Annotated in this window: 10 protein-coding genes, 1 tRNA gene and 3 pseudogenes; 4 read left to right on the top strand and 10 right to left on the bottom strand. The window is 48.9% G+C overall.

The genetic code is table 11. The features are described from left to right. Positions 1–8 precede the first annotated feature (8 nt). The 9 genes and pseudogenes from DXA97_RS11005 to DXA97_RS10965 all read right to left on the bottom strand — a co-directional run bounded on the left by DXA97_RS11005 (position 9) and on the right by DXA97_RS10965 (position 8805). Positions 9–1343, bottom strand: a complete 1335-nt coding sequence (locus DXA97_RS11005) for an SAM-dependent methyltransferase (RefSeq protein ID WP_118720086.1) — start codon at positions 1341–1343, stop codon at positions 9–11. Positions 1344–1426: 83 nt separating this feature from the next. Continuing rightward, entirely contained in the window at positions 1427–2791 is a 1365-nt protein-coding gene (locus tag DXA97_RS11000; RefSeq protein WP_118540799.1) for a PFL family protein, read from the bottom strand. 76 nt (positions 2792–2867) lie between these two features. Continuing rightward, positions 2868–3139, bottom strand: a pseudogene (locus tag DXA97_RS10995) (ACT domain-containing protein). A 36-nt stretch (positions 3140–3175) separates the two neighbouring features. Beyond that, on the bottom strand, positions 3176–3973 hold the full coding sequence (locus DXA97_RS10990) for an MBL fold metallo-hydrolase (protein WP_118720084.1): 798 nt from the start codon (positions 3971–3973) through the stop codon (positions 3176–3178). Between the two features lie 12 nt (positions 3974–3985). Further along, positions 3986–4609 (bottom strand): dephospho-CoA kinase, encoded by a 624-nt coding sequence (gene coaE / locus DXA97_RS10985; protein WP_118720082.1) that lies wholly within the window; start codon positions 4607–4609, stop codon positions 3986–3988. Between the two features lies 1 nt (position 4610). Then, positions 4611–5075 carry an SseB family protein gene (locus tag DXA97_RS10980; RefSeq protein WP_118720080.1) on the bottom strand — a complete coding sequence of 155 codons (465 nt, stop codon included), beginning with the start codon at positions 5073–5075 and terminating at the stop codon, positions 4611–4613. A gap of 238 nt (positions 5076–5313) precedes the next feature. After that, a complete protein-coding gene (locus tag DXA97_RS10975) occupies positions 5314–5739 on the bottom strand; it encodes a chromate transporter (RefSeq protein WP_118720078.1) in 426 nt (141 codons plus the stop codon). Next, complete coding sequence (gene polA / locus DXA97_RS10970) at positions 5708–8356, bottom strand: DNA polymerase I (protein WP_118720076.1); 2649 nt, start codon at positions 8354–8356, stop codon at positions 5708–5710. The genes DXA97_RS10975 and polA overlap by 32 nt, the downstream gene beginning before the upstream one ends. A gap of 107 nt (positions 8357–8463) precedes the next feature. Then, complete coding sequence (locus DXA97_RS10965) at positions 8464–8805, bottom strand: zf-HC2 domain-containing protein (protein ID WP_118720074.1); 342 nt, start codon at positions 8803–8805, stop codon at positions 8464–8466. Between the two features lie 320 nt (positions 8806–9125). Between DXA97_RS10965 and DXA97_RS10960 the strand changes: the two are divergent. From DXA97_RS10960 to upp, 4 genes and pseudogenes are all read left to right on the top strand, one after another. Then, positions 9126–10320, top strand: a pseudogene (locus tag DXA97_RS10960) (LL-diaminopimelate aminotransferase). Positions 10321–10439: 119 nt separating this feature from the next. Then, positions 10440–10522: transfer RNA gene (locus tag DXA97_RS10955), tRNA-Leu, on the top strand. A 176-nt stretch (positions 10523–10698) separates the two neighbouring features. Beyond that, positions 10699–11673 carry a hypothetical protein gene (locus DXA97_RS10950; protein ID WP_118720072.1) on the top strand — a complete coding sequence of 325 codons (975 nt, stop codon included), beginning with the start codon at positions 10699–10701 and terminating at the stop codon, positions 11671–11673. After that, positions 11591–12220 (top strand): uracil phosphoribosyltransferase, encoded by a 630-nt coding sequence (gene upp / locus DXA97_RS10945; protein ID WP_118720070.1) that lies wholly within the window; start codon positions 11591–11593, stop codon positions 12218–12220. Before DXA97_RS10950 ends, upp begins: the two co-directional genes overlap by 83 nt. A gap of 82 nt (positions 12221–12302) precedes the next feature. Here upp and DXA97_RS10940 read toward each other — a convergent pair. After that, a pseudogene (locus DXA97_RS10940) lies at positions 12303–12973 on the bottom strand (UDP-N-acetylglucosamine pyrophosphorylase). Positions 12974–12984 lie beyond the last annotated feature (11 nt).

Here is a 12984-nt window from a genome sequence, read left to right as displayed (position 1 = left end):
GTTTATTTTTAGCTTTCATCAGCCTTTTCGTTCTTATCCTTGCCAAGAATTTGATACAACGTCGGCTCAATCTGCAAAAACTCCAGGATCTGCTGAATCTCCTTCTCATTGTGCTTTGGTTTTCCCTCATACACAGCCCGCAGAAGGATATTCTTCGGCGTGTGTTCCATATCGATAAATTCCAGGATCTGGGTACGGTAACCCTGCTGCTCTAACAGCTCGGCACGGAGTGCATCGGTATAAAGTGCAGCCATCCGCTCTTTGATGAGTCCGTAATGCAGCACCGGCTCCATCAGATCATTTTTCATCTGCTTATTCAGCTCATGCTGACAGCACGGCACCGACAGGATCACCTTTGCGCCCCAGCGCACGGCCTTCTCCAGTGCATAATCAGTTGCAGTGTCACACGCATGCAGGGTCACAACCATATCGACATGGTCCACTCCTTCATAGGAAGCAATGTCGCCGTGGTAAAACTTCAGATTGTCATACCCATAATGCTCTGCCAGCTTGCCGCAGTGGCTGATGACATCTTTTTTCAAATCCAGTCCGATGATGCGGATCGGATACCCCTTCATCTCATGCAGATAGTAATACATGGCAAAGGTCAGGTAGGACTTTCCGCATCCAAAATCGATGATGACATTTTCCCTGGTCTTATCCAGCTTTGGCAGGATATCCTCGATAAACTCCAGGAACCGGTTGATCTGGCGGAATTTATCATAACGGCTTTTTACGATCCTTCCGTCCTGCGTCTGCACGCCAAGATCGACCAAAAACGGTACAGGATGTCCCTCCGGGATCACATACCGTTTCTGGCGGTTGTGCTGCAGTTTTTCGAGCAGTTCGGACGGAAGGCTCGCAGCTGACGGCTTGGTCTTGGCATTTCCCGCTTTGGCCTTCCTCTCTTCTGGCTTGCCATTCGCCTCTCCGGCCTGTATCTTCTGTTCTCCGGACTGCAGCGCCGCCTTTTCTGCCTGCAGCTTTGTTTCTCCTGCCTGCATCTTTACCGGAGGATTCTTTCTGGTTTTCACAGTCATGGTGCCTTTTTTGCTGACCAGTACCGTAGCGCTTCCCAGTTCCGACAAAACTTCCGCCTGTTTAAAGGTGCCGGAAAGCATGTCGCTTAAATAGCTTTTCAGTTCTTGTGCACCCAGGTTTTTGTGAAATGCCTGGGTCTTCGTAAATTCTTCTGCCTGAAAGACCAGTGCGCCCCTTATGAGCATAGGGCGCACTTTTACTTTCTGCAGATGATCTTTTTCGGCCGGATTGCTTAAGACAAGCTGGTTCAGCCGTTCATTGATAAAATAGTCCAGCATGGACGTTAACGTTTCTTTTGCCATAATTTTAAATCATTCCATGTTTCTGCAGCCGGTGCTGCTCACACACAAGGTCAATCACCTGCAGTTATAGACAGGTTCTGTTATTAGTTCTTAAAGCTGTGGATCGGAGCCGGGATACGGCCACCGCGGGTTACAAATTTCTCGCAGGAATATTTGTTTACCGGCATAACCGGAGCATAGCCCAAAAGACCGCCAAACTCTACCGTATCGCCCACAGTCTTTCCGATGACCGGGATCAGGCGGACTGCAGTAGTCTTCTGGTTGATCATGCCGATGGCTGCTTCATCTGCAATAATTCCTGCAATGGTCGTTGCCGGGGTATCACCCGGAATCGCGATCATGTCAAGACCTACGGAGCAGACACAGGTCATCGCCTCCAGCTTTTCAATCGTTAAAGCACCTAAGGATACGGCATCGATCATGCCCTGGTCCTCACTGACCGGGATAAACGCACCGCTTAAGCCTCCCACATAGGAGGATGCCATGACACCGCCCTTTTTCACCTGGTCATTTAACATCGCCAGTGCTGCTGTGGTTCCCGGTGCGCCTACACGCTCCAGACCGATTTCCTCCAGGATTTCCGCAACGCTGTCACCAACCGCCGGGGTCGGAGCCAGGGAAAGGTCGATGATGCCAAACGGAACACCAAGACGCTTGGAAGCTTCCTGTGCAACCAGCTGTCCGACACGGGTAATCTTAAATGCCGTCTTTTTGATGGTCTCACAGAGCACTTCAAAGTTCTCGCCACGTGCCTTTTCCAGTGCTACCTTTACAACGCCAGGACCGCTGACGCCGACATTGATGATCGCGTCAGCCTCGGTCACACCGTGGAATGCGCCAGCCATGAACGGGTTATCGTCTGGCGCATTGCAGAATACGACCAGCTTTGCGCAGCCCAGGGAGTCATCTTCCCTGGTTGCCTCGGCCGTTTCTTTCACGATCTCGCCCATCAGGCGCACTGCATCCATGTTTAAACCGGTCTTGGTCGAGCCGACATTAATGGAGCTGCACACGCGCTCTGTCTGCGCCAGTGCCTGCGGAATGGATCGGATCAGGTTTTCCTCAGCCGGGGTCATACCTTTGGAAACCAGTGCAGAGTAGCCGCCGATAAAGTTGACGCCAACTTCTTTTGCCGCTTTATCCAGTGTTTTTGCAATGGTCACAAAATCCTCCGGCTTTTTGCAGGCGCAGCCGCCAACCAGAGCGATCGGTGTTACCGAGATGCGCTTATTTACGATCGGTACACCGAAATCCCGCGCAATCTCTTCTCCGGTAGAAACCAGATTTTTCGCGTAGGTGGTAATTTTCTTGTAGATTTTCTCATTCAGGGCCTGCAGATCATCGTCACAGCAGTCTAACAGGCTGATTCCCATGGTAATGGTCCGAACATCCAGTTTCTCATGCTCGATCATATTGTTGGTTTCGATTACTTCAAACATATTCAGCATGGCTGTATCCTCTTTTCTTCAGTCTTGGAATCACCGGGTGCCCAATTGACATCTATCCGGTACTGTCCGCATTTCGTTAAATACGGTGCATCTTGGTAAAGATTTCTTCGCGCTGGCACTTGATGCTACGCCGATCTCCTCACCGACTTTTTCCAGTTCTGAAGCGATCTCGTCAAAAGAGCCTGTTGCATGCTCCATGTCTGCGATCATCATCATGTTAAAGTAATCCTGTACGATCGTCTGGGAAATATCCAGAATGTTGACCTGCTTTTCTGCCAGATACGTACATACCTTTGCAATGATTCCTACGGTGTCTTTTCCTACAACTGTGATAATTACCTTGCTCATGTGGCTATCCTCCGTTTGTATAAAAGTTTTTATGATCTACAGATTGATAATCTGCGACATCTCATCGCGTTTTGCAACCTCGATTGGAAAATCCTTCGCCTTGTATGGAGTATCCCCCTGGTCAATCTCGAAGCGCACCGTCTCATAGGCGAGCGCCTCGTAATTGTTCTCTTTGCTCAAATGGCCAAGCAAAATATGTTTTAATTTATCATTCAGAATATAGTTTAAAAGCCTTCCCGCATTCTCATTGGACAGATGTCCATGATCCCCTAAAATACGGCGCTTTAAATAGTATGGATAAGGCCCTGTTTCCAGCATGTTCACATCGTGGTTGGCTTCTAAAAGAAGCGCATCCAGATCCTTTAAATGGTCGATGGTATACTGGTCAAAATGGCCGATATCGGTTGCCACCGCCACGCTTTTTTTCTCATGGCTCACCCGATAAGCTACCGGATTTGCCGCATCGTGGTGGATGGAAAACGGTTCCAGTGTCAGGTCACCGATCTCAAAATCTGCATCTGGCAGGACCGGATGCAGAAGTTCCTTCGGATATTCCCCTAATTTGGTATTGGCAGCTACCTCTTCGAGGGTTTCTTTGGTTCCGTAGATCGGCACATGATGCTTGCGCGCAAGCACCCCAAGTCCCTTAATGTGGTCGGAATGCTCATGCGTGATCACAACCCCGTTCAGTTCGGAGCCCTTCAGCCCGATTTCATTCAAGCCCTGCTCAATACGTTTGTTGCTGATTCCTGCATCAACCAGGATATGCGTGTTCTCGGAACCCACATAAATGCAGTTTCCGCTGCTGCCGCTGGCAATACTTACTAATCTCATTGGTATGTTTCCTTATCTTTCTGCCGTGGCACCTGGCGGCATCTGTTTTCCCTGTTGTTTGATCTGGTCAAGCATCTGACCGATCTGCTTTCTGGCAGCATCAATCGGACCACTGTTGTCGATCACAAAATCTGCCAGTTCTTCAAAACGGCTCCGGTCTGCCTGGTTTTTCATGATATCCAGGCATTTTTCCCGGGAATAACCGCGGTTTTCCATCAGACGCCGGATACGGACTTCGTCCTCCGTATCTACATATACGAGATACTGGCAGATGTCGCGGCTGCGCTCATCAAACAGCGCTGCCTCAACCACCACCAGATCCGCCTTGCTTTCCCGGATCCGGCATTTGATCTCATTCCAGGTCAGCGGATGGATCAGGGCATTCACCCGCTTTAAGGCTTCCGGATTTCCGAAGATCCGGTCCGCAAAGCGTTTCCGGTCCAGCGTGCCATCCGGACTTAAGATTTCGTTTCCAAATAGGCTTACCAGTCCGGTAAGTCCGGGCTGGCCGGGTTCTTCCAGTTCCCGCGCCACAAGATCTGCCTGGATCACCTGCGCGCCGTAATCTTCTGAAAACAGCCCAAGGATCCGGCTTTTTCCGGCTCCTACTCCGCCGGTGAGGCCAAGTACCATCATATTAGTTGCCCATCTTCTCTCTCATTTTGGTTTCATGCTGCTGCAGAAGGGATAACAGAAGCTGTTTGGAAATACTGATATTTTCGCCATACGGGTTGATAACAAAGCCCTTTAAGTCATTCACCTGGCGGATCAGGATGTTTCCGAAATCTTCCATGGTCATGATCAGAGCCTGGTCATGGCTGCCATCCTCGTTCCACTTGGAATACTCGTCCATGTCGGTAAATGCAAGATAATACTTCTCTCCTGCGGTATTCATGATGCTCTCAAAACGGATCCAGGTAGACGGACCCTTTTTCTCAGTCAGGACAGTCTGCTTCTGGATCGGGGAAAGCAGGCGTGCTTCCATCAGTGCTGCTGCCATATGGCTGCGGGTCAGGAAATCGTCATGCTTTAAAACCTCCTGAAGTGCTGCTACCAACTTTGGATTCTTAACGTTTTCAGAATTCTGATTCATTTTATTCATAGAAAAAACCTCTCTTAATTTTAATGGTCCTTTTATAATAACATTCTTGCGCTCGTCCTCGAGACTTCGTCTCTCATTCCTCGCCGTTCGCCATAAACGTGCGAGTGCGTTGCTGTCCACGCAAGCGTGCCCGGCAACGTACCCGCACGTTTATGGCTCTCTTGCGCTCGTCACATTATAGCATACTTTTTGGGAGTGTTCCATAACATTTTTCCCGCAAAGAAAAAAGACCGGCTGTTTACACAGCCGATCCCAGTAATCCATAAATAACTGCTCCGACAACTCCACTGCCTAAAATTGTCTGGATTGGTCCAAGCTTTTTCTTTTGCAGCAAGCACAGAAAAATCAGGGAAAGAATGACCGCAAGTACCATAGCTGCTACTGCCGGATGCAAGCCTTTTAAAACCCCTTTTACATATCTTAAGCTGCGGTATTTATCGTAAAGGATCGCAAGCAGGATTACAATCACCATGGCAGGGAAAACGTAAGAAAGTGTCGCGATCAGGGTTCCAGGAATCCCGACCGTTCTTGTTCCCACAAACGAGGCAATATTGATTCCAAGCGGTCCCGGTGTCATCTCGGCAATCGAAATGATATCGGTAAATTCTGTATCAGTCAGCCAGTGCTGCCCGTTATTTTGCATCCAGCCAGTTATTTCCTTCATGAGCTTCTACCTCAAGGGAAACCTTCAGGTCCGCCGCATGTTTCATTTTATCCGTCAAAATCTGTACCACCTGCTCCACTTCTTCCTGATGGGCTTCTACCAGAAGCTCATCGTGGACCTGCAGGACAATGCGGGAACGCAGATGCTTCTCCCGAAGTTCCCGGTCTACCGCGATCATCGCCAGTTTCATGATATCCGCGGCAGTTCCCTGGATTGGGGAATTCATGGCAACACGCTCCCCAAAGGAACGCTGCATGAAATTGCCGGATTTCAGTTCCGGGATTGGTCGTTTTCTTCCATACATGGTGGTGACATATCCCTGTTCTTTGCCAATTTTGACCTGGTCATCCAGAAATGTTTTCACGCCCGGATACGTTTCAAAATACTTGTTGATATATTCCAGCGCCTCTTTCCGGCTGATGCTTAAATCTTCGCTCAATCCAAACGCACTGATTCCATATACAATGCCAAAGTTTACTGCTTTCGCGTTGCGGCGCTGAAGCGGCGTTACCTCAGCAAGCGGTGTATGGAATACTTCGGAAGCCGTGATGGCATGGATGTCCTGGGCATCGCGGTAGGCGTTGATCAGACGTTCATCGCCCGACATGTGCGCCAGAATACGAAGTTCAATCTGGGAATAATCGGCATCCACAAACACATATCCATCTTCCGGCACAAATACTTTGCGGATGGCACGTCCAAGTTCCATACGGACCGGGATGTTCTGAAGGTTCGGCTCGGTGCTGCTGATGCGTCCCGTTGCAGTGATTGTCTGATTAAACTTCCCGTGGATCCGGCCGTCTTCCCGGATAAAACCAGCCAGCCCCTGCGCATAAGTCGAATTCAGCTTGGTGAGCTGACGGTATTCCAGGATTTTCTGTACCACCGGGTAATCCGGTGCCAGCTTTTCCAGCACATCTGCCGCTGTGGAATATCCGGTTTTTGTCTTCTTGCCATGCGGCAGCTGCATGCGCTCAAAAAGAATTTCCCCGAGCTGTTTTGGGGAATTGATATTAAATTTCTCCCCGGCCAGTTCATATACTTCCTGCTCCAGCGTGGCAATTTTTCCTTCCAGCTGCTCTCCGTATTGCTTTAGCTGTTCCTTGTCCACGCGGACACCGGCCTGTTCCATATGGTACAGACTGTAGATCAGCGGCATCTCCATCTCCCGGTAGAGCTTTAACATGCCCTCTTTTTCCAGGCGCTCTTTCAGAACGCCGGATGCCTTGTATGCCACATAAGCCATATAGCAGGCACAGGTCACTGCCTCCGGCAGTTCTTCCCCAAGCGCTGCTGCCAGTGTTTTCTTTCCAAGCAGGTCAGCCCTGGACGGCACCGTCATTCCCAGGTAATCTCTCGCAAGGTCATCGTACTCATACGTATCTTTTAACGGATTTAATAAGTAGCCTGCCACACCCATGTCCACAACCGCACTGCCATAATCCAGATTCAGATACGGAAGCTGGGATTTTAAATCCAGCACAGCTACCGGTTCCAAAGACGGATCCCGGTTTACGATCAATGTTTCCACATGATCACACAGATAATTTCCGGTTAAAAAGCCAGCTGCCGGAATGGCATAGATCTCCTCCTCACCCGTGCAGATGGCAAAACCTGCTACTCCGCTTTCGGAAAGGATCAGCTGGCATCCCACCTGTTTTGCAGTCAAAGTTTTTTCAAAAATCTGTTCTGCCCCGGATAGATCCTCTATACTCCAGAAATGCTCTTCGACCGAATTACCTCCCATCTCCTGTACATCGAACCTCGCCAGAATAGACTTAAACTCCAGACGCTTCATATACTGGTATGCTTCCGGCGTATACAGATTTTCCAGTTTTGCATCCTCATAATCAAAGGCAATTGGGCAGGTGATGCAGATCTCTGCCAGTTTTTTGCTCATGACCGCCATGTCAAAATGCTCTTCCAGTGCTTTTTTTGCACGCGGCGGCTTTACTTCTTCCAAATGCGCGTACGCATTCTCAATGCTTCCATATGCCACGATCAGATTCGTGGCGGTCTTTTCTCCGATTGAAGGTACACCCGGGATATTGTCGGAAGTATCACCCATAAGCGCTTTGACATCGATAAATTCAATCGGGGTTACCTGATACTCCCGTTTTACATCTTCCGGATAATAGTCATGAATCTCCGTGTTACCGCGGCTGGTCTTCGGAATCCGGATCTTGATATGCGCATCGGCCAGCTGTAAGAGATCACGGTCTCCCGATACCACGGAAATCTCCTCACCTTCTGCCTGGCAGCGCTTTGCCACAGTTCCCAGGATATCGTCGGCCTCATAACCGGCCATGGTCAGAATCGGAACTCCCATTGCCGTCAGTACCTCTTTCATCAGCGGAACCTGTTCTCTTAATTCCTCCGGCATCGGCTTTCTGGTGCCCTTGTAATCTGCATACATCTTATGGCGGAAGGTCGGCTCTTTTAAGTCAAAGGCCACTGCGAGATGGTCCGCTTTTTCCTCTTCCAATATCTTAAACATAATATTGAGGAACCCATACACCGCATTGGTATGAAGTCCCTCAGAATTTGTCAGCTCCGGCACACCGTAAAACGCACGGTTTAAAATGCTGTGCCCGTCTATTAAAACCAGTTTTCCCATGGATTTTCCCTTTCCCTAACATAGCGCCAACGCTGAAATATTTTCACAAAATTTCAGCTGCACAATTTGAATTTCTGTTACTGTACACTGCCAGCCAAAACAATGTTTTACCGTTGGATCCAGATTCGAAGCTGCATCAGTAAAATGACCAGGACAGAAGCTGCATTCAGCGTATTCGCCGCATAACAGATCACCTTTCTCAAGCGCGCGGTACGTACCGTAAGCCAGGCATTCTCCATGCTTTCTTCCAGCAGACCCGGAATGTCGTAAACCCCGGTTCCCTCATCCAGCTGCTTTAAGCCTACGGAAACCGTATAATAGATTTCCAGTTCTTCCCGGCAGGCCGGACAGCTTCTTACATGCTTCAAAAACTGCTCCAGCTGCGTCTCGTCGAGCTGATGGTTGATATAAGGCATGACCATTTTTTCTGCTTCCCTGCATGAATACATTCTGTCACCTCCTGCCATCGTTTTTGTTGTTCTTCCTTTGTGTGTTCTGCACGTTTTCGCCAGTCCATACTATTTCATGCATTGTTTCCGCATTCCACCATATTTTCTTCACTTTCGTTCCTGTGAATACATACCATCATACAATACTCCGCTTAATTTTTCAATTTCTTCCTCTGTTTATTTTCCGTCCGATTGACTTGATTTTTATTCTTTGTTAGAATTACTTTCATTATGAAGACCGGTTTGCCGCTGCTAATTGCGGATTGCCGTGCAGCAGTATGCCCCACATACGGCCGGTCATACGAAAGGAAGGTTCCCACATGCCTAAATTAAATGAACATTACCAGGATTTAAAAGAAAGCTATCTTTTCGCTGAAATTGCCCACCGGGTTGCCGCTTATGAGACAGCACATCCAGACAAAAAGATCATCCGCCTTGGTATCGGCGATGTCACGCTCCCGCTTGGAAGCCTTGCGATTGAAGGTCTCCACGAAGGAGTCGATGCCATGGCTTCTGCAGAAACCTTTAAAGGCTATGGCCCGGAACAGGGCTACGGATTCCTGCGCGATGCAATTTCTGCATACTATGCCCGCAACGGTGTTTCCGTCGATGCCGCTGATATCTTCATTTCCGATGGTGCCAAGAGTGACACCGGAATATTCCGAATTGTTCGACAACGACAACGTCATTCTGATCCCGGATCCGGTCTACCCGGTTTACGTAGATTCCAACATCATGAACGGAAAAAAAGTTACTTATTTATCCGGCAATGCAGAAAATAACTTTCTTCCGATGCCAGATCCGTCTGTTCATGCAGATATCATCTACCTCTGCTCCCCGAATAATCCGACCGGTGCTGTATACAATAAAGAGCAGTTAAAAGAATGGGTTGATTATGCCCTGGCTAACCATGCTGTCATCCTCTTCGACTCCGCATACGAGGCATTTATCTCCGACCCAGAGCTGCCGCGCAGCATCTACGCGATCGAAGGTGCAAAAAAATGTGCCATCGAATTCTGCTCCCTGTCCAAGACCGCAGGCTTTACCGGAACCCGCTGCGGTTACACCGTAGTTCCGAGAGAGCTTGTCTTCCCAGCTTCCGACGGAAAAGAGATGTCCCTGCATGCTATGTGGAACCGCAGACAGTCCACCAAGTTTAACGGTACTTCCTATATCATCCAGAAGGGTGCCGCTGCTGTCTTTACCGAAGAAGGCATGGCGCAGTGCCGCGAAAACATCGCATATTACCAGGAAAATGCGCTCATCATCGCAGATACCTTAAAGCGCAAAAAGATCCGCTTCTTTGGCGGCATCCATTCCCCATACATCTGGTTCGAATGTCCGGACGGCATGGAGTCCTGGCAGTTTTTTGACTACTTATTAGAGAATGCACAGGTAGTCGGAACCCCGGGAGCTGGCTTTGGCGAAAATGGCAAAAATTATTTCCGTCTGACCTCCTTCAACAACCATGAGAATACCATCGAAGCCATGAAGCGCTTTGAACATTTATTCTAACCTGCAAAGGCACAGAATCGTTTTTATTTATTTAAATTGTGTATCCAATAGCTACAAATTTTTTAAAAATCTCTTGCAAAGCTCTGGCACTTATGCTACAATATTCCTTGCGTAAGTAAGCCGGCGTGGCGGAATGGCAGACGCATCAGACTCAAAATCTGACGGGGGCGACCTCGTGCCGGTTCGAGTCCGGCTGCCGGCATCCTTGGCAGGGGCAAAGAGCTTTGAATGACTGATTCCAGTTGTTCAGGGCTCTTTCTTTTTTCCATTGTATATCTTCTTACGATATTCTTATTTCTTTTTTTCTCCTGTATTTCCTCCCCACTTTGCGTTATAATAGCTTGAGAGCTTCATCAAAAAAAAAGAAATGGAGAAATCATGATACCAAAGAAATTAAAATACACCATGACCATCACCCTGTTAGCACTTGGCACTGCATGCCTGGCTACCGGGTGCAAAAAGAAACACGATAAGATCGACCTGTCCGGCAATCAGGCTGCCGAATCCAGTGTACAGACTGCTCCTGCTGCCACCACTGTTTCCGGCGAAGGAAACAGTGAAAACAAGACAGGACAGGAAATCACGATTGAACCGGCAATTGAAAATGCCGCAGGCCAGTCTCATGGCACTTCCGCCGGTGGTTCGGCCACAGCCTCTTCCCTGTCAGTCAAAACAGAAACCTACCGGAACGGGAATGTTTCCGTTCAATACCCGGTCATTTCGGACTCCTCAGTAAAAGCAGAGATCAATGCGCATTTGAAAGAAAATGCGCTTTCCATCCTGAAAGCCTATGAGATCGATGAAACGAAAGACACGGTAACCATCACCTGCAAAGTTCTCTCTGCAACCAAAAACCGTATCACCGTCCGCTACGAGGGCGACTGTGCAGGTCCTGACAGCACGCATCCAACCGCTGTTTTCTATACTAATACCGTAAATCTGGCTTCTGGAGCTGATGTCAGACTTTCCCAGATAATCGATCCGGCAACTCTGGCTTCCTACGTTCTGTCCGATGACTGCACCTTCCCGGAGGCAAATGCCGAAACTGCAGCTGCCGCAAAAGAATTTCTTGCTTCCATGGACCAGGCCTATTATACCAATCTGTTCCAGCACGCAGATTTTCCATACAGTGACACATTCCCGGAATGCTTCAGCTATGAATTTGAAGGTTCTGTCTATGTTTCCCTTCCAGTTGCCCACGCGATCGGAGATATATCCTGGCGGCCTATACCCCAGAGAATAAATAAAAGAAAGACGAGGATTTTATCTTATGGAAAACGTAACCATCTTTACCCATCCGTTGATCCAGCACAAAATCTCTATTCTCCGGAACAAAAATACCGGAACCAATGAATTCCGTTCTCTCATTGAAGAAATTGCCATGCTCATGGGCTATGAAGCCCTGCGCGACCTTCCGACGGAAGATGTCGAAGTGGAAACTCCGATTGAAACCTGCATGACTCCTATGATCGCAGGAAAGAAACTGGCAATCGTTCCAATCCTCCGTGCCGGCCTTGGCATGATAAACGGCATTCTGGCACTGGTTCCGAGCGCAAAGGTCGGACATATCGGCCTTTACCGCGACGAAGAGACCCACGAGCCTCACGAATATTACTGCAAGCTTCCAACCCCGATCGACCAGAGAACCATTGTCGTAACCGACCCGATGCTTGCTACCGGTGGTTCTGCCGTTGCAGCTGTCGATTTCATCAAACAGCACGGTGGAAAGCATATCAAATTCATGGCGATCATCGCAGCTCCGGAAGGATTAAAACGCCTGCATGAAGCACATCCGGATATCCAGATCTACATTGGGCACTTAGACCGCTGCTTAAATGAAAACGCGTACATCTGTCCGGGTCTCGGCGATGCCGGAGACCGCATCTTCGGAACGAAATAAACAATTTGATTAACTTTAATAGGGCCGTGTGAGTTGCCTTTCGGCAACTCACACGGCCCTTGTCATATACTTAAATTGTTACTTACTGTCGTGCAGCAATCTCTCCCTGCTGCTTGTAGATGGAGTCTGCATCAACTGCGGTGCGGACACTAGAAAGCGGATATACGATCGTATTCTTTCCGATCACGGTTCCCGGGTTCAGCACAGAACCACATCCAACCTCTACGCCATCGCCGATCATGGCACCAAATTTCTTTAAGCCAGTATCGATATCGCCGTCTGCTGCATGAACCTTTACCAGAGCCTTGTCAGAGCGGACATTGGAGGTGATGGAGCCTGCGCCCATATGAGCCTTGTACCCCAAAATGGAATCACCCACATAGTTGTAATGCGGGACCTGCACGCCATCAAATAAAATTACATTTTTCAGCTCGGTGGAGTTTCCTACCACTGCGCCCTTACCAACGATCACTTTGCCACGGATAAATGCACAGTGACGTACCTCTGCCTCCGGTCCGATGATAGCCGGTGCGATGATGCCTGCGGTCGGTGCGATGTGGGCAGACTTGTGGATCCAGATTCCCTCTGCCGGGTTTGCGTATTCTTCCTTCGGCAGGGTTGCGCCCAGACGTTCTACAAAATCACCAATGTGAGCCAGGCTTCCCACGGGTAGGTAAACTGCTCTAACAGTTCCTTCGCCATGGTATTCTCCAGTGTATACAGGCTGCTAATCTTCATTTCTTCTTTTTTCATGACCATTTCCT

It is taken from the genome of Clostridium sp. OF09-36 (assembly GCF_003481985.1).
Classification (GTDB): Bacteria; Bacillota; Clostridia; order Lachnospirales; family Lachnospiraceae; genus Brotaphodocola.
This window is presented reverse-complemented; position numbering and strand designations above follow the sequence as displayed.